The following is a 22,729-nucleotide window of genomic DNA, read 5'->3' as shown; positions in this document are numbered from 1 at the left end:
GCGTTTCCCGCCTTCGCGGGGATGACGGTAGTGAGTTAGCGGAGATCCGACGGATGGCGGGCACACCCATGCCGCAAAACCAAGCCCCTCACTCATCCGCCTGCGCATCCGCCCCACCCCCCAACACCTTGTACAACGTCACCCGATTGCCCGCATCCTCCAGTCGCAGCGAAATCAGATCCTGCCGCGCCGAATACAACGACCGCTGCGCATCCAGCACCTGCAGGAAATCGTCCGTTCCCGCCCGATAGCGCGCATCCGCCAACGTGTAGGTGCGTTGCGCCGCATCCACCCGCGCCTGCTGCGCGGCCATCTGCTCGCCCAGGTGGTCCCGCTCGGCCAGCGCATCCGCCGTCTCCGCGAACGCGGCCTGGATCGCCTTCTCGTACTGCGCCACCGCGATGTCCTTGCTTATCTTCGAGACGTCCAGCGACGCCTTCAGCGCACCGGCGTGGAAGATCGGCAGGGTGATGCTCGGCACGAACGACCACGTGCGCGAACCGGCGGCGAACAGCGACGACAGCGCATCGCTGCTGCGGCCGGTGGAGGCGGTCAGCGCCAAGGTCGGGAAGAACGCCGCGCGTGCCGCGCCGATATCGGCGTTGGCCGCCATCAACGCATGCTCGGCGGACAGTACGTCCGGTCGTTGCAGCAGCACGCTCGAGTCCAGTCGTGCCGGCAGCGGCGCCAGCACCACGCCCTGTTCCATCGCACCGGCATCCGGCATCAACGCGTCGCTCACCGGCGCGCCGGCCACCAGCTGCAGCGCGTCCCTGGCCTGCGCCAGTTGCGTGGCATAGCGCGCCGCGTCCACCCGCGCCGCCTCCACGTCGCCTTGCGCCTGCGCCAGGTCCAGGCCCGAAGCGAGGCCCTGGTCGTGCCGGCGGGCGATGCGCTCGAGCGTCTGCTCGCGGCTCGCCGCCGTCTGCCGGGCCAGCTCCAGCAGCTGCTGGTCGGCGGCGACGGCCAGCCAGTCGGCGGCGACTTCGCCGACCAGGCTCAGGCGCACGCTGCGCTGCGTCTCGGCGGTGGACAGCCAGTTCTCCAGCGCTTCCTTCTTCAGGCTGCGCAACCGGCCGAACAGGTCCAGTTCCCAGCTGCTCAGGCCCACTTGCAGGTTGTGGTCGGTGTCCACCGGCGATTGCCCGGCGTTCACGTCCTGGCGCGCGACGCGCTCGCGATCGAGGCTGGCGCTGGCATCCACCGACGGCAGCAAGGCGGCGCGCTGGATGCGGAATTGCGCGCGCGCCTTGTCGATATCGAGCATCGCCACGCGCAGGTCGCGGTTGTTGTCCAGTGCCAGGTCGATCACCTGGCGCAGCTTGGGATCGAGGAATACCTGCGGCCAGTCCGGCATCAGCACCGGCGTGGCCTGGGCCGTGTTGGCGTCGGCGCCCAGGCTGGCCGGCACCGGCGCTTGCGGCCGCACGTAGTGCGGCATCATCGTGCAGCCGGCCAACGCCGCCAGGCTCGCCGCCGCCAGCGCGCGGCGCGCGTTCCATCGCCTGCTCATGCCTGCACCTCCTGCCCGATCACGACCGGCTGGCGCGGGAACAGCCTGCGCACCGCCACGTAGAACAGCGGCACGAAGAAGATGCCCAGCGTGATCGAGGCCAGCGTGCCGCCGGTCACCGCGGTGCCGAGCGAATGATGCGCGGCCGAGCCGGCGCCGCTGCCGACCAGCAGCGGGAACACGCCGAGCAGGAACGCCAGCGAGGTCATCAGGATCGGCCGCAGCCGCAGCTGCGCCGCATGCAGGATTGCCTCCATCACGCCCTCGCCGCGCTGTTCCAGCTCGCGCGCGAACTCCACGATCAGCACGCCGTTCTTGGCCGCCAGGCCGACCGTGGTCAACAGGCCGACCTGGAAGTACACGTCGTTGCTCAACCCGCGCAGGTTCATCAGCAGCGCCGAGCCGAACACGCCGACCGGCACCGCCAGCATCACCGCGAACGGCACCGACCAGCTCTCGTACAGCGCCGCCAGGCACAGGAACACGAACAGCAGCGAGATCGCGTACAGCATCGGCGCCTGGTGGCCCGACAGTTGTTCCTGGTAGGCCATGTCCGACCACGAGTAGCCGAAGCCGTGCGGCAACTGCGCGCTCAGCTTGGCCATCTCGTCCATCGCCGCGCCCGAGCTGACGCCCGGCGCCGCCTGGCCGGTGATCTCCATCGCCGACACGCCGTCGTAGCGCTCCAGCGCCGCCGGCGCGCTCGACCATTTCGCGGACGCGAGCGACGGCAGCGGCACCATGTCGCCGTTGCCGTTGCGCACGGTCCAGCGCTCCAGGTCCTCCGGCGCCATGCGCGCGCCGGCCGTGCCCTGCACGTAGACCTTCTTGATGCGGCCCTTGTAGATGAAGTTGTTGACGAAATCGCCGCCCAGCGCGATGTTGAGCGTGTCGTTGATGTCGCCCGGATCGACGCCCTGCGCCTTGGCCTTGTCGTCGTCGATCCTGAGCGCGTACACCGGCGCGTCCTCGAGGCTGGCATAGCGCACGTTGGCCAGCCGCGGGTCCTGCGCCGCCAGCTTGAGCAGCCTGTCGCGCGCGGCCGCCAGCGCCACGTGGCCGGCGCCGCCGTAGTCCTGCAGCTCGAAGGTGAAACCGTTGCCGTCGCCGAGGCCGGTGATCGCCGGCGGCGAGGTGATGAAGATGCGCGCGTCGGGGACGTCGGCCAGCGCCCGGGTGAGGTGCGCGGCGATGGTCTCGGCATCGTCCTTGCGCTCGTCCCAGTCCTTCAGGCGGATGTAGGCCATGCCCACGTTCTGGCCGCTGCCGGTCACGCTGAAGCCGGCCGAAGTGAGGATCGACGCCACGCCCGGGTCCTTCAGGGCCGCCCGGGTCAGCCGGTCGGTCACCGCGGCGGTCTGCTCCAGGGGCGCGCCGGCCGGCAGCTTGATCAGCGCGTTGAGCATGCCCTGGTCCTCGTCGGGCAGGAACGCCTCCGGCAGGCGCATCATCAGCAACGCGGTGGCCACCACGATCGCCGCGTACGCCACCATGCCCAGCGCGCGCCGGCCCAGCACCCGCTCCACCAGGCCGCGATAGCGGTTGGACAGGTGGTAGAAGCGGCGGTTGAACCAGACGAAGAACCACGCCACCCAACCGCTCGATCCCGCGGGGGAATCGCCCTTGTGGATCGGCTTGAGCATGGTCGCGCACAGTGCCGGGGTGATCGTCATCGCCACCAGCACCGACAGGATCATCGAGGCGGCGATCGTCACCGAGAACTGGCGGTAGATCACGCCGGTCACGCCGTCGAAGAACGCCATCGGCACGAATACCGCGGTCAGCACCATCACGATGCCGACCAGCGCGCCGGAGATCTGCTCCATCGACCGCAGCGTGGCCTGCCTGGGATCCAGTCCCTCCTGGCCCATCACGCGCTCGACGTTCTCCACCACCACGATCGCATCGTCCACCAGCAGGCCGATCGCCAGCACCATCGCGAACATCGACAGCGTGTTGATCGAATAGCCGAACGCCGCCAGCACGCCGAACGTGCCCATCAGCACCACCGGCACCGCGATGGTCGGGATCAGCGTGGCGCGCCAGTTCTGCAGGAACAGGTACATCACCGCCACCACCAGCGCGATCGCCTCGAGCAGGGTGATCGCCACTTCCTTGATCGACACCTTCACGAACGGCGTGGTGCTGAAGGCGACGTGGTAGTCGAACCCGTGCGGCCAGTACTGGCGCAGCTCGCGCAGGCGCGCGTCGATCGCGGTGGATACCGCCACCGCGTTGGCGCCGGAGTTCAGCTCGATGCCCAGCGAGGCCGAAGGCTTGCCGTTGAAGTTGGTGATGCTGTCGTAGGTCTCCGGCCCCAGCCCGATCCGGGCGACGTCGGACAGGTGCACCGAGGCGCCGCCGGCGTCGCTCTTGAGCACCACGCGGCCGAACTGCTCCGGCGTCTGCAGGCGGCTGCGCGCGGTGACGGTGGCGTCCAGGCGTTGGCCGCGCACCGCCGGCTGCCCGCCCAGTTCGCCGGCGGACACGTCGGCGTTCTGCGCCTGCAGCGCCGTCTCCACGTCCGAGGGCATCAGCCCGAACTTGCGCATCTTCTCCGGGTCCAGCCAGATGCGCATCGCGTACTCCGAGCCCATCGGCTGGATGTTGCCGACACCGCTGACCCGGCTGATCTGGTCGTCGATGTTGGACTCCATGTAGTTGGCGACGTCGAAGTTGTCCATGCTGCCGTCGTCGGAGGTGAAGGCGATCACCTCGAACACCGAGCCGCTGGACTTGGTGATGGTCAGGCCGTTCTGCTGCACCGATTGCGGCAGCGTGGCCATCGCCGCCTGCAACTGGTTCTGCACCTGCACCTGCGCGGTGTCCGGGTCGGTGCCGGTCTTGAACACCAGGTTGACCTGCGAGGAACCGTCGGACGCGCTGGTGGAGGTCATGTACAGCAGGTGGTCCAGGCTTTGCTGGGACTGCTCGATCACCTGGGTGACCGAGTCCTCCACCGTCTCGGCCGAGGCGCCGGTATAGGTCGCGCGCACCGTGATCGTGGGCGGGGCGATGTCGGGATAGCGCTCCACCGGCAGCACCCAGATCGCGAGCGTGCCCATCAGCACGATCACGATCGCGATCACCCAGGCGAAGATCGGGCGGTGGACGAAGAACCGAGACAGCATGGCAGGTCCTCAGTTCGCCTGGTCGCCGGCGTCGTCGCCGTCCGCGGCGCTGCTCAGGGCCGGCGTCGCCAGCTGCGCCTCCGAGACGGGGTACGGCTGCACCTTCTGCCCGACTTCCAGGCCGCTGCCGTTGAGCACCACGACCCGTTCGCCGGGCTTCAGCCCGGCGGTCACCACCCAGTCGTGGCCGACCACGTCGCCGGTGCGGATGCGGCGCTCGACGACCTTGTCGTCCGCGCCCACCACCTGCACCCGCGGCTGGCCCTTGGAATCGCGCGTGACCGCCTGCTGCGGCACCAGGATCGCCGCCTCGTCCACCGCCACCGGCAGCACCGCGCGCAGGTACATGCCCGGCATCAGCAGGTGCTCGGGATTGGGGATCACCGCGCGCAGCGTGAGGTTGCCTGTGCCGGCATCCACCGAGGTGCCGACGAACTCCAGCGTGCCCGGATGGTCGTAGGGCGTGCCGTCCTCCATCTGCACGCGCAGCTGCGCCTTGCCGTCCACCGCCTTGATCCGGCCCGAGGCCAGCGCCTTGCGCAGCGCCAGCGCCTGCGCGCTGGTCTGGCTCACGTCGAGGTAGATCGGGTCCAGGCGCTGGATGGTGGTGAGCGCCGCGTCCTGCTCGGCGGTGACCAGCGCGCCGGCGGTGAACGCCGAGGTGCCGATGTGGCCGGCGATCGGCGCGACGATGCGCGTGTAGTCCAGGTTGATGCGCGCGGACCGTACCGCCGCGCGCGCCGCCACCACCGCGGCCTCGGCCTGCTTGAGCGCCGATTCCGCATCGTCGGCGTCCTGCTTGCTCGCCGCGTCCTGGCCTACCAGCGTGCGATAGCGCTCGGCCTTGGGCCGCGCGGAGATCACCGCGGCCTCGGCCTGCGCGAGCTGGCCCCTGGCCGTGTCGTAGGCCGCCTGGTACGGCGCCGGGTCGATCTCGTACAGCGGCTGGCCCTGCTGCACCTCCTGGCCTTCCTCGAACAGCCGCTTGCGCAGCACCCCGCCCACTTGCGGACGGACTTCCGAGATCTCGTAGGCGACCGTGCGGCCCGACAGCGTGCGCTCCACCGGCATCGATCGCGCCGCCAGCGTGATCGTGCCGACCCGCACCGGTCCCGGGGCGACCTGCTTGGGCGAGGAACAGCCGCCGGCGAACAACAGCAACAACAAACAGACGCAGCACGCGTGCCGCGACGCGGAACCTGGATTGGACATGGTGGGGGGGGGCGTGAAAACAGGCCGCGCAGACACTAGCCGAAAAAAATCGCAGCCCATATCCCGCCGCCGCCGCTCAGTCAGCGCCGGCTACGGAAGGTCGGAAATTTGTCGGAGCCGCGTGCAGCGACCCAAGCCCCCATTCTCGCCCTTGCATGCCGGGAACGCAGAGCAGGGCGCTGACGCGCGCCCCTTCCGGCGGCGCAGTTCACTGCGCCGTCGCACCGCCCAAGTGCTGGCCGAGGAACGCCAGCAACCGCGTGTAATACTCGCGCCGGTGCGGCTCGGTGTAGAACCCGTGCCCCTCGTTGGGGAAGTACAGGGTTTCCACCGGTACGCCGGCCTTGCGCAATGCTTTCTCCATGCGTTCGGTGTGCGCCACCGGCGCGCGCTCGTCCTTGCCGCCGGCGGCAAGGAACACCGGCACCCTGATCCGGCCGGCCAGCTTGCTCGGCGAACGCGCTGCAAGCGCCCCGCGCTCGCCCACCCAGTCCGAGGCCCAGTTCCTGGCCCAGCGTGCCTGGTCGGCCTTCTCGCTGAACATCAGCTCCAGGTCGTACACGCCCACGTAGCCGGCCGCGCAGCGGTACAGGTCCGGCTCCTTGGCTACCCCCATCAACGCGGCGTAGCCCCCGTAGCTTGCACCATAGATGCAGATGCGCGAGGCGTCGGCGATGCCTTGCGCCACAGCCCAGCGGGTCGCATCGGTCAGATCGTCCTGCATGCGTCCGCCCCATTCCTTGGCGCCCGCCTGCATGTAGGCACGACCGTAGTTGCCCGAGCCGCGATAGTTGACGCGCAGCACGGCGTAGCCGGCCGCGGCGAGCAATTGTGCATCGTCGTCGAAGCTCCAGCCATCGAAGACGCCGAACGGACCGCCGTGCGGCAGCAGCACCATTGGCAACGGCTTGCCCGCCTCCTGCGGGAGCGTCAGGTAGCCGTGCAGCGGCATGTCGTCGCTCGCCTTGAAGCTGATTTCCCGCGTCGGCGGGACCTCGGCCGGGCGGAACCACTCGCGCCGGCTGAACACCCGGTCGGCACGTTTGTCCACCGTGTCGAACAGGAAGTAGTCGCCGTTGTTGCGGTCGCTCCACACGTACACCAGCGCCAGGCGACGGTCGGAGGTCACCGAGGTGACGTAGACTGCATCGCCGCCGAAGGCTTTCTCCAATGCACGGTACAACCGCGGGGTCGGCGCTTTCTCGTCGAAGAAGCGGTTGCGCACGCGATCGGTCATGAACGAGGCGCCGATCGGCGTGCGGCCGTCAAGGTCGTGCAGGATGCGGTAGGGATCGGCGCGTTCATCGCGCAACAGCGCCACGTACTGGCCGGTGGCAGGATCCCAGGACATCACCGCATCCGGGCCGCTGGCCTGTTCCACCTGCAGGTAGGCCAACTTGCCGTCGCTGGAGAATCCCAGCGGATACTCGCGGTGCGCACTGACGTTCTCGTCGTTCACCAAGCGCCATGGCGAACCGTCGTCGTCGCGGTAGTACAGCTTGCCGGCATTTCCGACATCCCGGCCATGGGCGAAGCGCACGCGGCCGGATGCATCGGTGGCGAAATCCGCGCGGCGCACCGGCGCCGTGGCGACCTTGATGCGCCGGCGTGAGTAGATGTCGAGCTTGTCGATGCGCACGCTGGGCTCGCTGGTGCCCAGTTCCATCGCCGATACCAGCACGTTGCGCGGGTCGCCGGGCAACGTGTCCAGCATGAAGACGGCCGGGTCGAGTTCCGCCCTCAGCGTCGTCGCGCCCACAGTGTCGTTCACGCCATAGGGGCTGGCGAGCAGCCGCCCGTTCTTGCCATCGGCGTCGATCGCATGCAGCTGCCCGATCGCCACCGGCTCATCCCGCGCACCGAGGCGCTCGGCCATCGACACGACGATGCGGTCGTCGTTGGCCCACCAGAAATCGTCCACCACCGAGTCCTCGCGGCCCATGATCTTCGCGGTGACCTGCTTGTCCGCACGTCGGACGACCACCAGTGCGGTGCGATCCTCCAAGGGCGTGGTAACGGCATAGTACGCGCCCGACGGCGAGATCTTGACTCGCTCGAACTGGTCGCTCTTCAAGTAGGGCGTCAGGTCGACCTTACCCGGCCCCGCATGCACCCACGACGAAAACGCGCCGGCCAGCGCCAGGCCGGCCATGACGATCCAACGTTGCATCCTGGTATCCCTCTCCTTCCCCTGGGTCGCCATGGTGGCAAATGACCGCCGACCGCGCCACCGATGCCGGGGCGCGCGTCTTGTTGCCGTCGCGCGGGCGCGGTATTGATGGCGCATGCCTACATGCCCGTCCACCGCCATCCGCACCGGCGCCCGCGCCCGCGCCCGCTGGCTGCTTCCGTCCGGCCTCGCGCTGCTGCTCGGCGCCTGCGCGACCTCCGCCCCGCGCATGCCGGAGCGCACGCCCGCCGACGTCAAGGCGGACATCGCGCGGCGCATCCCGGCCGGCATCGGCGATCGCAGCGGCTGGGCGAACGACGTCTACGTGGCGCTGGCCTCGCAGCGGCTCGAGACCAGCGCCGAGAACATCTGCGCGGTGCTGGCGGTGATCGAGCAGGAATCCACCTACCAGGCCAACCCGCCGGTGCCGAACCTGGGCCGGATCGCGCACGAGGAGATCGTCCGGCGCGCGGGCGCCCGCCACGTTCCGGCATTCGTGGTGGACACCGCGCTGAAGCTCAAGTCGCCGGACGGCGTGTCCTATCGCGACCGCATCGCCAGGGCGCGCACCGAGAAGGAACTCAGCGACGTCTTCGAGGATTTCATCGGCAGCGTGCCGCTCGGCAAGACCCTGTTCGGCCGCCTCAACCCGGTGCATACCGCCGGGCCGATGCAGGTGAGCGTCGCCTTCGCCGAAGCCCACGACGACGGCTATCCCTACACGCCGTCCGGCTCGATCCGGAACGAGGTCTTCACGCGGCGCGGCGGCGTGTGGTTCGGCACGCGCCACCTGCTCGGCTATCCCGCCCGCTACGATGCGCCGCGCTATCGCTTCGCCGATTTCAACGCCGGCTGGTATGCCAGCCGCAATGCGGCGTTCCAGGCGGCGTTGTCGAAGGCCAGCGGCATCGCGCTCGCCCTCGACGGGGACCTGCTGGTGCCCGGCGCCGCGCTGGATGCCCCCGGGGCGACCGAGCGCGCCGCACGCAGCCTCGGCGGCGTGCTCGGCCTGGACGACCGCGCCATCCGCCAGGCGCTCGCGCAAGGCGACACGCTCGATTTCGAGCGCACCGACCTCTACCGGCAGGTGTTCGCGCTGGCCGAACGCGATGCCGGACGCGCCTTGCCACGTGCGGTGCTCCCGGGCATCAGGCTGGAGAGCCCCAAGATCACCCGCAATCTCACCACGGCCTGGTTCGCCGGGCGCGTGGACGAGCGCTGGAAACGCTGCATGGCGAAGTGACGGAGCCGGAGGGCCCGGCGCGCGGCCGCGCCCGTGCGCCTGCAGTTCCGCCAGGGACGAAGGTGCGCCCCGGCGCGGGAGGTACGCCGCCGAGGCGACGAGCGGAGCGCGGCGTCTTCCAGCTTGCGCACGACCGGCCGCTTTCGGGGAACTGGCCCACGCGGATGGCCAGGTCGAATCCCTCCGCCACGAGGTCGGCGTTACGACTGATGTTCACTTCCTCCTGCACTTGCGGGTGCAACCCGGCGAAACGGGCCAGCAAGAACGGCAGGCGGTAGTGGCCGCAGCCGGTGGGCACGCCGAGGCGCACCCGCCCCGTCAGCTGGCCCCGCCTTCGCGCCTCACTTCGCCGCAAGCAAGGTCTCCAACATGCCTTGCAGGCCTGCCCACGACATCTGGATGCCGATGCAGAAGATGATGAAGGCGAACAGCCGCATCAGCACCTGCATGCCCACCTCGCCCAGGATGCGTTCGGCCCCGCCGGCGAACCGGATGCAAAGATAGATGCTCGCGCCCAGAACCAGCAGGCCTGCCGCCACGCCAGCCACGTGCACCGGCAACGGTCCCTCGCTGGGAGAGCTCGTGCCCAGCGCGATCGCCACGGCGATGGCGCCCGGCCCTACCGTCAGTGGCAGGGTCAACGGATAGAACGCCCGCAACCGCAGCGACCGCAGGTGTTGCTGGTCGTGCGAATGGCAGGCAGTGTCGTCGCCCTGTTGCAGCAAACGCCAGCCGGCCATGGCCACGATCACCCCGCCGGCCAGGCGCAGCGCCGGTTGCGAGATGCCGAAGAACGCCAGCACGTAGGCGCCCAGCAGCAGCGAAAGCGTCAGCAGCACCAGGCTGTTGAACGCGATGCAGCGCGCGAGCACCGCGCGCTCGGCCTCGTCGGCGTCCGGCGTGATGCCCAGCGCGATGAAGCCTGCGGCGGGCGGATTGATGATCGGAAACAGGCCGGCGACGATCATCAGAACGGTCTTCAGGAATTCATGCCACATGGAGGCGACCTCATGGAATGGAGGCGGCGTTCGGGCGAACGCCGTGTTGTTCGGCGCCGACGCGCCCTGGCCGGCCGCCTCCGCCGACAGGAAGCGGACAGGTGGCCATGAACACGACCGGCCATTCGATGTTCATCGGGCCGTCCGCGCGGCCCCTGGAGATGGCGGCCCGGAAGGCGAGACGTGGGGGGACATCGTCGCCGGCCACGGTTCCTGGTGGGTCCGGGCCGCCATGAGCATTCTTGCGTCCGCTCGTCCTCAGAACCTCCAGTCCAAGCGCGCGAGGCCCGCGCTGGAGTGGTAGCCGCTGCCGAAGCCCAGGTCGTAGCTGACGCTCACGTCGACGTTCTTCCAGTTCAGGAGATTGGCCCCCGCGTCCAGGCGGCCGTACGTGCCCGCTACCCGCGTGTGCTCGTCGAACGTGTCGCCCGACGCTTCGCCCGCGAACTGGGCGCGCGTGCGCCAGTCGTTGCCGTCGCCGCTTTCCACCGCGCCGGTCAGGTAGAGCCGCAGCCGGGCACCGTCGTCCAGGGCGAAGGTCGTGCCGACCTGGGCGCCCAGGCTGCCGCCCACCGCGAATTGGCTCTGTCCCTGCACCTTCAGGGTGAACGGCGTATCGCCCTGCTCGGTGTAGCCGCCGCCGTGCACCTGGATGCCACGCAGTCCGGCGAACGGCATGACGTAGGCGGAGCCGAAGTCGTGGGTATAGCTGGCCTGGAGGTGCAGGCCTGCGTTCCAGACGTCCGGCTTGGCGTTGGCGTGACTCACTTCATCGCCGACGACCACCGTGCGGCTGCTGTCGTAACTGCCCGACGCCGCGTCGAGCACGCCGGAGAAGGCGAATGCGCCGAGGTTGTAGCGCAGGCCCATGCCGGCCAGCAGGCTGTGGCCGTTGGCGCTGCCGGTGCCGTCCGCGTCGCGCAACTGGCTGTTCTCGTAGCCGACCGCCGCGCCGAGGGTCAGGCCGTCGCGCAGCTCGTGCTGCACGCCCATCTCGTAGCTCTGGGTATTGGAGCGATAGCCCAGCACGTCGGCCGTTTCGTCCTGGCGGCTCGAGGAACTCTGCACGCGGCCCCAGGTGCAATCGGCCTGGCGCGAGGCTTCCTGGTCGCAGCCCTGGTCGAGCGTGCCGACGAAATCGCGGCTGCTCTGGAAGCGGAAGGCCGCGATGCTGCCCAGCGAACGTCCCGACATGCTGCGCAGCGCGGTCTCGTAGGAGGCTTGGGTACCGACCTTCGACAGTGCGGTGAAGCCCGCATCCATGGGGACGCCGCCATCGAACATCGCCTGCAGATGGTCGGCCACGGCACGGCTGGTGGCGCCCAGCCCCGCTGCCTGCTCGCTGAAGCGCGCCTGCGGCGTGGCGTAGAGCGTGTTGGCGTCGTGGTCCAGGCGCGTGGAGAACAGCTCCGACGTCGCGGCGGTCAGCAGCGGGTCGACGGTGAGGCCATCGGTGGCCGTCATCACCGGCACGGTGGCGTTGCGCATGGTCGTCGGCCGCACGGTGACGCTGCCGGCGATGTTGGCGCTGCCGTCGACGACGAGCTTGTCGGCCTTGCCGCCGGCGTAGTCGGCGTCGAACACCAGCTGGCCGGCGCCGGTGTACTGGCCGGTGAGCGTGGTGGTGCCCAGGCTGCCGCCGTGGACGCTGACCGTGCCGGTGTTGCTGAGCGTGCCGCCGCCGAGGTCGACGACGTCGCCCGTGTTGATCACGCCCGCGTTGTCGATCGAGGACACCGCATCGCCGACGTCGTTGCAGCTGCCGCTGCACTTGCTGCCGAAGCTGCCGGAGATCACGCCGCCCGACTCGTTGGTGACCTTGAACGAGCGGTTGACCGACTTGATCGCGTATCCGCCGGCGCTCGAGCTGCCATCGATGACGCCCGCGTTCTGTACGACGTCCTGGCCGCTGCCATTGAGCAGGACGGCGCCGTCGGACTGGCCTGTCGCCAGCACGCGCCCCTGGCTCCCCACGCTCAGCTCCACATTGTTCTCGTAGGACGTGCCGTTCGCGATGGCGTTCTCCGAATCCAGGAAGACGCCCCAGCTGTGCTGACCCTGCACCTGGACGGTGCCGGCCTGCAGGTTGACGGCAACGTCGCCGCAATCGCTGACGTTGCATCCCGTGCCCAGGCCGCCGTCGACCAAGCCAACGCCATGGAACAGCACGCCGGTGCCGTCGCTGCGGCCGATCACGCCGCCGGTGCCGGAGGCGACCTGGGCGAAGATGCCGTGCGCATACGCGCCGGTCGTGCGGATGTCGGAACTGTTGTTCACCGTCACCGCGCCGCCCTCGCCCAGGACCCATCGGCTCGGCGTGACCTGCGAAGACGTCGTGTCGAGATTCACGCCGTCCAGGCCGTTCACCATCACGCCGCTGCCGCCGAGCGATTGCGCCACGATGCCCGCCGCGCCGTCGCCGCTCGTCGTGATCGAGGTCTGGGGTTGCGTGGTCACCATGACCAGCCCGGCGTTGTTGCTGTCCGACGTGTCGCTGGAGGAGATCTTCGGGGCGAGCTGGTCGACCGTGATCGGGCTGTCGGGGCCGATGACCATGAGGCCGCCGCCGCCGCCCACCGACTGCGCCAGCACGCCGAAGGCGTTGATGCCGTGCGTGGTGATGGTGCCGCCGCTGCTGAGCTGCACGTACACGTTGCCGCCGTTGTTCTTGCTCGAGTTCTCGTTCACTCCCAGCGTCGGCGTCACCACGTTGCCGGCAATGGTCTGCGTGGTCGAGTGATAGAGCCCGGTGTCTTGGTCCGGGTCCTGCCCCATCACGCCGACGAGTCCGCCGCCGCCGCCCACCGATTGCGCGACCATGCCGATGGCGTTGTCGCCGAAGGTCTGGATGGCGCCGTCGTTGATGGCGTTCGCGAAGCCGCCGTGGCCGGAAATACCGTTGCCCGAAGCGCCGAAGCGCAGCGCCATCGGATTGCCGAGGCCGGCATTCGGCGTCGAGGCGCCGCCCACGCCACCGCCGCCGCCGACGGACTGCGAGAACATGCCGAACGCGAGGTCGCCCGAGGTCTGGATGTCGCCATTGGCAAGGTTGATGAGCGTGACAGTGTCGCCATTGCCGCCACCGCCGCCGCTGCCACCCACGGCGATCGAGGACTCGATGGCCGAGTCGTGCAGCTTGTCGTTGGCCGTCACCGGCGCGGCGCCGCCGCCGACACCACCGCCGCCGCCCACGCTCTGGCCGAACATGCCGTAGGCCATGGAGCCATGTGTCTGGATCGAGCCGTTCGAATCGATGGTCACCGTGTTGCCGTCGCCGCCGGAACCACCCTTGCCGCCGGCGCCGCCGCCGACGTCCACCGTGAGATTCGCCGCGGTCAGGCCGCTGTACATGGGCTTGGTCGGCGTGTAGAGCTCGTGCGTGGTGTCGTAGAGGTTGTTCAACATATTGGCGTCGTCCCACGCGCCCTTGACGTTGTCCTTCCAGTCCCAGATGTCGTCGGTCACCTTGGTGAACCCGCTCGGGTCCTTGCCGTACCCCTTGGCCGCCAGGGTCACCGCCAGCTTCGGGTACTGGTATTCCGGATCGTCGCCGGAGCCCGTCACGGCATTGCCGCCGGTTCCGCCACCGCCGCCCACGCTCTGGCCGAAGATGCCGTAGGACTGCGCGCCATAGGTCTGGATGGCGCCGTTGCCGTTGTGCACCTCCACGGTGCCGCCGTCGCCGCCCGCGCCGCCGCCGCCGCCGATGGCCACGTTGAGGTTCAGCTGGCCGTTGCTGCCTTTGCCCGTGGCATCGCCGCCGTTGCCGCCGCCACCGCCCACGGACTGCGCGAAGATGCCCGCGGCCATATCGCCCTGGGTGAGGATGCCGCCGGCACCGGTGATGTCGCGGTTGGAGAGCATGTTGAAGTCGGCGTAATGGCCGGGATCGTTCGGGTCCGCGCTGACGTAGTTGGTCACGAGCACGTTGCCGCCCTTGGCCGCTTTTCCGCCCTGCCCGCCGATCGCCACGCTCAGCTGCGTGCTGTAGTCGCCGCCCTGGTACATGCCGCCCTGGTCCGTGGTGCCGACGCCGCCCGCACCGCCGCCGCCGCCGACGCTCTGCGCGAAGATGCCGATGCCCTCGTCCGCGCTGGTGGAGATCAGGCCGCTGTTGACGACCTTGACGTTGCCGCCGATGCCGCCGCCGCTCCCGGAACCGCCGATGGCGGTGGCGACCGTCAGCTTGGCCTGCTGGTACGCCATGCTGGTGGCCGACGCATCGCCGCCCGCGCCGCCGCCGCCGCCGACGCTCTGCGCGAACACGCCGTAGGCGTCCTGGCCTTGCGTCTGCAGCAGTCCCGCGTTCACCACGTTGATCGCGCCGCCATCACCGCCTACGCCGCCGCGGCCGCCGATGGAGGTGGTGAGCGAAATGCTGGGCTCGTCCGGAATGCTCGTGTTGTAGTTCTGCGCCGCCGCAGTGCCGCCGAAGCCGCCGCCGCCGCCCACGGACTGGGCGAAGATGCCGTGCGCATTGCCGCCGAGCGTCTGCACCTGGCCGATGTTGTACGCATCCGCCTCGCCGGCACTGCCGCCCACGCCGCCGTTGCCGCCCACGGCGACCGCCACGGAAATCTGCGCCCCCACCGTGGTCGACAGCGCGCCGCCGCCGGAGCCGCCGCCGCCGCCCACGCTCTGGGAGAACATGCCCGCCGAGTGCTGGCCGGAGGTGCTGATCAGGCCGTAGTTCACCGTCTGGGCCAGGCCGCCGGTCGCGCCGGTGCCACCCGTGCCGCCGATCGTCACCGACGAGCCGAGGGAGGCGTTGGTCACGTCGCCGCCACGGCCGCCGCCGCCGCCCACGCTTTGCGCGACCAGGCCGCGCGAATAGGTACCGGTGGTGATGATCACGTCGCCCGGATGGAAGGCCGCCTGGCTGCCGTCGGTCGGCGGCGGATTGTCGTAGTAGCCGTTCCCGACGTAGGCCGGGCCGCCGTTGCCGCCATTGCCGCCTTCGCCGCCGATGTAGACCGAGAAGACGCCGCCGCCGGAATCCTGGTTGAGATCGCCGCCATAACCGCCGCCGCCGCCGACGCTGAGCGCCACCAGCGCGTCGGAGTCGTCGCCCGCCGTGATGACCTTGGCATACGGCGTACTGGTGTCGTTCCCCACCATGACGTTCGCGGTGACGCCGGCGCCGCCGGTGCCGCCTTTGCCGCCCTTGCGGAAGTACACGCCGCCGCCGGAGGTGCTGTCGCCGCCATTGCCGCCCGCCGACAGCGCCATGACGCCGAAGGTGTTGTAGCCGGTGGTGCTGATCACCGCATTGTCGTTGAGCGCGCCGAGGCTGGATCCACCGAGCTTGACCGTCACGATGCCGCCCTGGCCTCCCTGGGCACCGTTGCCGCCGTGCGTGGCCGTGCCGTCCACCGTGCCGGCATCTCCGCCGACGCCGCCCTGGCTGATGGCCAGGATGGCGCCCGCGGTGACGGAGGTATCCAGAGGCACGGTCTGCGTCGTATCGCTGGCGCTGTCGAAGGTCTGCTGCGGCCCCGTGGCAGCCTTGTCGGGACCCTGCGCGGTCACCGTGCCGCCGGTCACCGTGACATTGACCGCGCCGCCCTTGCCCGCGTCGCCGCCATCGGAGCCGGTGGCGAGCGCGATGATGCTGCCGGAAGCGTCGCCGCCCATCCCGCCATCGCCGCCCTGACTCAGGGCCACGATACCCGAACCGCCGGCATAGCCATTGATGTTGCCGGCCACGGTGGCGTCGATCTCGCCGCCGGCGCCGGCGGCGCCGCCTTTGCGGCCGGTGATCTTCTTGCCGTAGCCGCCCTGGCTCTGACCGCTGGCGCCGCCGTCGCCGCCGATCGAGTAGAGGTTCACCGCCGTGCCGGTGGCCTGGATGTACGACAGCTCGGAGGGCTGGTTCGGATTGAGCGGCATGTCGAACTCGACCTTGCCACCGTCGCCGCCGGTGCCGCCGACGCCGCCGTTGCCGTCGGCGATGTTCTGCTGGCCGTCGCCGCCCTTGCCGCCCTGGCTGAATACCGAAACGCCGTATCCGTTGGGCGCGGAATTCTCGAGTACGGAGTAAGGACCGCTGTCGAGCGGCGCATGGAGCGTGACCGTGACCGCGCCGCCCTGGCCGCCGGTGCCGCCTTGCGGGCCGCTGGGGCCGTAACCGGCGTCGGAAAGACCGCCGTAGCCGCCCTTGCCCCCGGTACTGCCGACGTTCACCAGCGACTGCACGCTGCCGGTCTGCACCGTCTGCAACGTCTCCAGGTCGACCGTCGTGGTCGGGCCGGCGCTGCCATCGTCTCCGGGCAGCCCGATGGTGTTCTGGTTGGCGCCGTCCGCGCCGGCGTTCGTGTAGCTCACCGGTTGCGTATTGCCGGCCGGCACGCTTTGCGCCATGGCCGCGACGGGGATGAACGAGGCGCCCCACAGGGCGTAATGCAGCGCGGTCACGAGCTGGCGCCGCGTGAAAGTCGCACGCGTATTCGAGGCAGACGGCCGCGTGCCGCCGATGTTGATCGGAGCCATGGGAAAGTCCTTGAGGATGGGAGTCGGCCCTGCCGCGAGCAGGGGACACGAGCATGATATGAGCGATGCTCATATTCAGAAACTCGCTTTCCCGGGAGCGTGTCACCGAAAAGAAAAGTCTTGAAAATTAGTCACATGAAGGCGTCTACGGCGGTTCAATCCGCTCTATATCCTGACGCGAGCTCACGTTTAAGCCCCTGGGGGATGTCGAATCTGGGGCATGCTGGATGGCGCCCGTCGGCACGACGGATCGGCCGATGCTTCGGGCGCGACGGGCAGGATGCCGGGCAGCAACTGCCGCCTGGCGCACGGCCATCGGGCATGGCACCGCGTGACGGCGGCACAGCGCACTGGGCTCCGCGCGCATCGGCCGGGCGTCCATGCACTGGCGCTCGCCACCTTCTCCCACGCCTCGAAGGGTCCGGTGCCCTGGCCCCCGACATGAGGGATCATCACATTCCAAACCGACCTTTCGAGAACCCCTCCGTGGGACAGAAGAACAACGACGCTCCCGCCATCCGCCGAAGGAAACCGCTGCAGGAACGCTCCCAGCAGAAGGTGTCGCTCATCCTCGAGGCGACCATGCGGCTGCTGGACCGTGGCGACATCGAGTCGCTCACCACCAATGCCATCGCGGAGAGGGCCGGCGTCAGCATCGGCACGCTCTATCAGTACTTCGACGGCAAGCAGGCCGTGCTCGACGTGCTGATCGATCGCGAGATCGGCGGGCTTTCCGAACGCGTGCTGTCCATCGTGCAGCAGACGCCCGGGCAGTCGGTGGCCGATCGCATGCGCATGATCGTGGCGGCGGTGGCCGACACCTACGGCGGGCGCCGGCGCGTGCACCGCATGCTGCTGGCCCACGCGCTTTCTCAAGGTACGGCGACGCGGCTGCACCCGCTCTTCGCCGGCCTCACCCAGGAGCTGACTGCGCCGCAGCGCGCGGACGCTGCCAAGGAAACCAGGCGCTTCACGCCCGGCGAAGCGTTCGTCCTCACGCATGCCGTGGCCGGCGTGCTGCGCGGGCTGGTGACCACGGTGGAACTGCCCGTGCCCCGCGAGGAGATCGAGGAGGCGCTGGTCCGGCTGATCCAGGGCTTCCTGCACTCCAAGCAGTGAGTCCGCGGGACGGCCGCCGCGCCTCGCCCGGCGGCTTCCAACCTGAGTCCCGGCGCCCTCCCGGGCCTGTCTTGCGCGCCCAACGAGCGCGCAAGCCGCTGTTTCCATGAACCTTTTCCGCCGACAACCGTGCTCCGGGAACGCGAGTTCTTAAATATGAGCATCGCTCATATCATGTACCCATCCCAGCCCGGCGTACGCACGGCCGGGCCCTTCCTTCCCTGGAGCACCTCATGGAACCGCAGACCGAAACGCCGCGTCCCGACCAGCGTCTGGCGCGCCGCTACCACTTCAACGATCCGGACATGGATCTCTTCTTCGTGGCGGCCCTGGGCTGGGGCCCCGCCGGCGGGCTGGATGTCGGCCAGGCGTTCTACGTGGCTTCCCGCATCACCGACGGCGAGGCGGATACCTGGGTGCAGGCCTTCGCCGACTACGGCGACGTCCAGAACGCGCAGGCCGACGCCTGGAAGCGGCGCGGCTGGAAGCGCGCTGCCGGCGAGGCGCGGCTGAAGGCGTTCGCCAGCTATCGCTCGGCGTGGCAGTTCGCCATGCCCGGGCCGCAGTTCGCCGCGATCTACGCCAAGCACCAGCTCGCCTTCGCCACGGCCATGGCCGAACTGGACATGCCGGCGACGTTCTTCGAGCTGCCCTACCAGGACAAGGCGCTTCCCGGCGTCTTCCTGCGGCATGCCGATCCGGACGCGCCCACCGCGCTGGTGATCGGCGGCGCGGACACCTGCTTCGAGGACCTGTTCCTGACGATCGGCCGGAACCTGCTCGACCGTGGCTACTCCGTTGCGCTGGTCGACCTGCCGGGCCAGGGCATCACCCAGGCGCAGGGCCTGCACTGGGAGCCCGAAGCGGAGCGCCCGATCTCGATGGTGATCGACCTGCTGATCGAACGCTTCGGCGCCGTGCCGGGCCGCATCGCGCTCATCGGCCTCAGCCTGGGCGGCTATTTCGTCACCCGCGCCGCGGGGCACGAGACGCGCCTGGCGACCGTCATCGCCAGCACGCCGTTCCCGGATCCGGCGCAGATGTTCGCGCTGTCGGTCCGCTCGGCGACCGAACGCGCGGGGATGCCTTCGGCCGCGGCTATGCGCAGCCGGCTCACCACGTTCTGGAAGGCCGGCGCGACCAACGGGCAGGAGCTGCTCAAGCGCACCGCAGGCATGGTCGCCGACCCGACCCGCGTGACCGTGCCGTTCCTGTCCATCCTCGGCGGCGGCGATTCGCCGGTGTTCGCAAGGCAGGCGCGCGACTGGCACCAGCGCATCCCCGCCACCTTGAAGTCCTTCGTCCTGCTCGACGAGGCCACCGGCGCGGACGGGCACGTGCAGATCAACAACCGGCTCCGTCTGGCCCAGGAATGCTGCGGCTGGATGGACGACATCTTCGGGAGGTGAGCCATGGGCATCCTGCTCGCTTTCATACCTTTCGCGGTCTTCGCCCTGCTCTGCCACTTCGTCGGGCCAGCCTGGAGCCTCGCCGCGGGCACCCTGCTCTCCGCCTCGCTGCTGCTGCGTGACGTGCTGCATCCCGGCCGCTGGCCGAAGTTCCTCGAGGTGGGTTCGCTCGTCCTCTTCAGCGGACTGACCGCCTTCATGGCGGTCACCGGCATGGAGATATCGGTCGTGGGCGTGCGCGTCTGCGTCGACACGGGGCTGCTGCTGACCATCCTGCTGTCGATGGCGGTCGGCCATCCCTTCACGCTGCAGTACGCGAAGGACAAGGTCCGGCCCGAACTCTGGCACTCGCCGCGTTTCCTGCGGACGAACTACATCCTCACCGGTGCCTGGGCGATCGCCTTCGCGGCGATGGTGTCGATCGAGCTGGCCATGCTGTTCGTGCCCTCGCTGCCGCATCGCCTGGGCGTCGTCGCGATCGTGCTGGCGCTGCTCGGCGCGTTCCGTTTCACCCGCTGGTATCCGTCGCGGCTGCACCTGCCGCGCCACTGACGACACGGGCCGGACATCCACCGGCAAACCTCCCGGCGGCGCCCGACCCACGCCGCCGGCGGGCCAGTGCGCGCCGACGCTTCGCGGCGGAGGCGCATGCGGGGTCGCTTCCTCCTGAGACCACAGCCATGACCACGTTCCATCACAACTATCCGAACGTCGATACGCAGGCCGGCGAACGTCCGCGCGGCCTGGACGACGACATCTGCGTCCACATCCTCACCTCGTCATCGGTGATGGTGGGTGTCTGCCTCACCGTGGTGGGCATCCTCCGCGTCGTGATCACGCTGCAGAGCGCGGACCTGATCGGCGACGACCTGCTGACCATCAACACCATGATCTACCTGGCGTCGGCGCTGCTCGCCTACTGCGGGCTGCGCACGCGCAACCGGCGTCGCAACCACAAGCTCGAATACGCCGCGGACATCACCTACCTGGTAGGCATGGTGTTCACCGTGATCAACACGGCCTTCATCACGTGGGCCATGAGTGTCGGGCGCGTCGCGTGAACACCCGTCGCTTCCTGATCGCCGCCGCCACGGCCTGCCTGCCCGCACCGCCCTAGAGGCACCCCAGGGCATGTCCATTATCGACCTTCACCCAGCACCCCAAGAGGAACATCACCATGAACAAGGTACGCATCATCGGCGTCGCTCTCGCCTTCGCCGCCGCCAGCACCTTCGGCTGCGCCGCCATGGCCCAGCAAGCGCCCTACGTCGACATCGGTCCGCGCCACGGCAACTTGCGCGGCGCGCAGGAACACATCGTCGAGGCCTGGCGCCTGGTCGGCGAAGCGCAATACGACAACGGCTCGCGCCTCGGCGGCCACGCCGCGCGCGCGAAGGAACTGCTGCGCGAGGCCAACGAGGAGCTGCGCATGGCCGCCGACGTGGCCAACGAGCACGGAGACTGATGCAAAGCGGACGCGAGGGCGGTACGAACCACGCCTCGCGTCTTTCCAGATCTCATCCGGCACGTACGCAGGCAACGTGAGCGCGCCGCTCCGGCCTGGAAGGCCTGGCTCGGCGCGACGGCGACCTGCTGGTGCCCGGCGCCGCGCTGGAAGCCCCCGGGGCGACCGCGCCATCCGCCAGGCGCTCGCGCAAGGCGATACGTCCGATTTCGGGCACCAACCTCTACCGGCAGGTGTTCGCGCCGGCCGAACGCTGGAAACGCTGCATGGCGAAGTGACGGAGCCGGCGGGGCTCAGCGCGCGGGCGCGCGCCCGAGCAAGCCGGCGCGCCGGAAGCCCATTTCCACCGGCACCGTAACCAGCGGCGGCAGCGCCGCGAGCAGGCCCAGCACCCACGCCCACCACGGCCAGCGCAGCCGCACCGCGGCCACCAGGCTGGCCGCGACGTAGAACAGGAACGCCGCGCCGTGCAGGCGGCCGAACAGCCATACGCCCAGCTCGGTGGTCTGCAGGCCGTACTTGAGCCACATGCCGGCCAGCAGGCCTGCCCAGGTCAAGGCTTCGAGGAACGCGGCCACGGCGAACAGCCGGCCGACCGGCGACAACGGTTGGGAAGACACGCGAGGACTCCGAACGGGAAGGAAGAGTGCCGCGACGCGATGGCGGCGGCGACGCCCGCTGGCGGTCCGCATCATACAAGGCCGCATGGAACGCGTGCGCGATAACCATTAAGGCATCCCTCGCGGCGTTTCTTGCGAAGTGCGACCGCGGTCGGGGTCAGGCCGCGCCGTTAGAGCGTGATATGCGCCTCGCGGCGCGGGGCCGTCGGGGGAATGCCGCGGACGGACCGCACCGCGGTGCGGATGGCATCCCCCCGTTCCATCCAGCCGATCGAACACCCGGCGACGCCACGCGCGTTCCCGCCGGGCGGCCCGGCGCGCGCCCGCACGAAGCACGACACGTCCCGACCGGGACCTACATGGGAGGAAACCAATGGCAACACGCGCTACAAGCAAGCATCGCCTGAGGCTGGCCTGGCTGGCCGCACTGCTGCTCGGCCCGAGCATCGCCTTCGCGGTCGGACCGGGCGTGGTCACCGGCGAGACCCGCGTCCACGATCCCTCGATGATCAAGCGCGGCGATGGCCGCTACTACGTCTACGGCTCGCACAACGTCACCCTCACCAGCACCGACCGCACCGCCTTCAGCAACGCCGGCGCGGCGTTCTCCAGCATTCCCGGCTGGGTCTACAACTACAACAGCGACGGCGACATCTGGGCGCCGGACGTGTCCTACCGCGGCGGCAAGTACCTGATGTACTACACCGCCTCCAGCTTCGGCTCGAACAAGTCGGCGATCGCGCTGGCCACCAGCAGCACCGGCGCGCCGGGCTCCTGGACCGACCAGGGCATCGTCTACAGCTCCACCACCAGCAACGACTTCAACGCCATCGACGGCAACCTCGTCGTGGACGCGTCCAACCGCTGGTGGCTGGCGTTCGGTTCCTACTGGACCGGCATCAAGCTGATCCAGATCGATCCGTCCACCGGCAAGCAGCTCGCCGGCAACACCACCCGCTACAGCCTGGCCTCGCGCCCGAGCCCCGGCGCGGTGGAAGCGCCGTTCATCCATCGCGCCAACGGCTGGTACTACCTGTTCGTCTCCTTCGACGCCTGCTGCCAGGGCGCGTCCAGCACGTACAAGATCGCGGTCGGCCGGGCGAGCCAGATCACCGGCCCGTACCTGGACAGGTCCGGCGTGGACATGCGTTCCGGCGGCGGCACCGTGATCCATTCCAGCCAGGGCAGCATGCACGGGCCGGGCGGGCAGTCGGTGATCGCCGATGCCGACGGCGACATCCTCGTCTACCACTACTACGACGACGCCGGCACCGAGCGGCTGGGCATCAACCGGCTCGGCTACGACGGCAGCGGCTGGCCGGTGGTGCAGTAGCAGCATGGCCATGGCGGAGCCGGCGCG

General features: G+C 69.5%; 15 protein-coding genes. 7 read left to right on the top strand and 8 right to left on the bottom strand.

Annotated elements, in window-relative coordinates; genetic code table 11:
* Positions 1-88 precede the first annotated feature (88 nt).
* From FD678_RS16055 to FD678_RS16040, 4 genes are all read right to left on the bottom strand, one after another.
* On the bottom strand, positions 89-1,513 hold the full coding sequence (locus FD678_RS16055) for an efflux transporter outer membrane subunit (protein WP_140725959.1): 1,425 nt from the start codon (positions 1,511-1,513) through the stop codon (positions 89-91).
* Positions 1,510-4,641 (bottom strand): efflux RND transporter permease subunit, encoded by a 3,132-nt coding sequence (locus FD678_RS16050; protein ID WP_140726213.1) that lies wholly within the window; start codon positions 4,639-4,641, stop codon positions 1,510-1,512. Before FD678_RS16050 ends, FD678_RS16055 begins: the two co-directional genes overlap by 4 nt.
* Positions 4,642-4,653: 12 nt before the next feature.
* Positions 4,654-5,808, bottom strand: coding sequence for an efflux RND transporter periplasmic adaptor subunit (locus FD678_RS16045; RefSeq protein ID WP_305955995.1), 1,155 nt, complete (start codon positions 5,806-5,808; stop codon positions 4,654-4,656).
* A gap of 256 nt (positions 5,809-6,064) precedes the next feature.
* Positions 6,065-8,026: an alpha/beta hydrolase family protein gene (locus FD678_RS16040; protein ID WP_140725952.1), complete on the bottom strand. Its 1,962-nt coding sequence runs from the start codon at positions 8,024-8,026 to the stop codon at positions 6,065-6,067.
* A gap of 115 nt (positions 8,027-8,141) precedes the next feature.
* Between FD678_RS16040 and FD678_RS16035 the strand changes: the two genes are divergently transcribed.
* Positions 8,142-9,269, top strand: coding sequence for a DUF1615 domain-containing protein (locus FD678_RS16035; protein WP_140725949.1), 1,128 nt, complete (start codon positions 8,142-8,144; stop codon positions 9,267-9,269).
* Here FD678_RS16035 and FD678_RS16030 read toward each other — a convergent pair.
* The 3 genes from FD678_RS16030 to FD678_RS16020 all read right to left on the bottom strand — a co-directional run bounded on the left by FD678_RS16030 (position 9,208) and on the right by FD678_RS16020 (position 16,756).
* Positions 9,208-9,567 (bottom strand): hypothetical protein, encoded by a 360-nt coding sequence (locus FD678_RS16030; RefSeq protein WP_372237534.1) that lies wholly within the window; start codon positions 9,565-9,567, stop codon positions 9,208-9,210. The two genes, FD678_RS16035 and FD678_RS16030, sit on opposite strands and share 62 nt — an antisense overlap.
* 43 nt (positions 9,568-9,610) lie before the next feature.
* Positions 9,611-10,267 (bottom strand): MarC family protein, encoded by a 657-nt coding sequence (locus FD678_RS16025; RefSeq protein WP_140725946.1) that lies wholly within the window; start codon positions 10,265-10,267, stop codon positions 9,611-9,613.
* Between the two features lie 258 nt (positions 10,268-10,525).
* Positions 10,526-16,756, bottom strand: coding sequence for an autotransporter outer membrane beta-barrel domain-containing protein (locus FD678_RS16020; RefSeq protein ID WP_140725943.1), 6,231 nt, complete (start codon positions 16,754-16,756; stop codon positions 10,526-10,528).
* A 486-nt stretch (positions 16,757-17,242) separates the two neighbouring features.
* Between FD678_RS16020 and FD678_RS16015 the strand changes: the two genes are divergently transcribed.
* The 5 genes from FD678_RS16015 (at position 17,243) to FD678_RS15995 (ending at position 20,749) form a co-directional block, all read left to right on the top strand.
* Complete coding sequence (locus tag FD678_RS16015) at positions 17,243-17,875, top strand: TetR/AcrR family transcriptional regulator (RefSeq protein ID WP_218569777.1); 633 nt, start codon at positions 17,243-17,245, stop codon at positions 17,873-17,875.
* 233 nt (positions 17,876-18,108) lie between these two features.
* On the top strand, positions 18,109-19,284 hold the full coding sequence (locus FD678_RS16010) for an alpha/beta hydrolase family protein (protein ID WP_140725940.1): 1,176 nt from the start codon (positions 18,109-18,111) through the stop codon (positions 19,282-19,284).
* Positions 19,285-19,287: 3 nt separating this feature from the next.
* A complete protein-coding gene (locus tag FD678_RS16005; RefSeq protein WP_140725936.1) occupies positions 19,288-19,836 on the top strand; it encodes a hypothetical protein in 549 nt (182 codons plus the stop codon).
* Between the two features lie 128 nt (positions 19,837-19,964).
* Complete coding sequence (locus FD678_RS16000; RefSeq protein ID WP_140725933.1) at positions 19,965-20,345, top strand: hypothetical protein; 381 nt, start codon at positions 19,965-19,967, stop codon at positions 20,343-20,345.
* Positions 20,346-20,461: 116 nt separating this feature from the next.
* A complete protein-coding gene (locus FD678_RS15995; RefSeq protein ID WP_140725930.1) occupies positions 20,462-20,749 on the top strand; it encodes a hypothetical protein in 288 nt (95 codons plus the stop codon).
* A gap of 293 nt (positions 20,750-21,042) precedes the next feature.
* Here the strand turns inward: FD678_RS15995 and FD678_RS15990 are convergent, their stop codons facing one another.
* A complete protein-coding gene (locus FD678_RS15990; RefSeq protein WP_218569776.1) occupies positions 21,043-21,369 on the bottom strand; it encodes a DUF3817 domain-containing protein in 327 nt (108 codons plus the stop codon).
* A gap of 373 nt (positions 21,370-21,742) precedes the next feature.
* Between FD678_RS15990 and FD678_RS15985 the strand changes: the two genes are divergently transcribed.
* Positions 21,743-22,702, top strand: a complete 960-nt coding sequence (locus FD678_RS15985) for an arabinan endo-1,5-alpha-L-arabinosidase (protein WP_140725927.1) — start codon at positions 21,743-21,745, stop codon at positions 22,700-22,702.
* Positions 22,703-22,729 lie beyond the last annotated feature (27 nt).

Origin of the sequence: Pseudomonas sp. Hp2, from assembly GCF_006386585.1 — a bacterium.
In the GTDB taxonomy this organism is placed as follows: Bacteria; Pseudomonadota; Gammaproteobacteria; order Xanthomonadales; family Xanthomonadaceae; genus Pseudomonas_S; species Pseudomonas_S boreopolis.
Note: the sequence above shows the minus strand (reverse complement) of the source record. Positions and strands in the feature narration are given on the sequence as shown.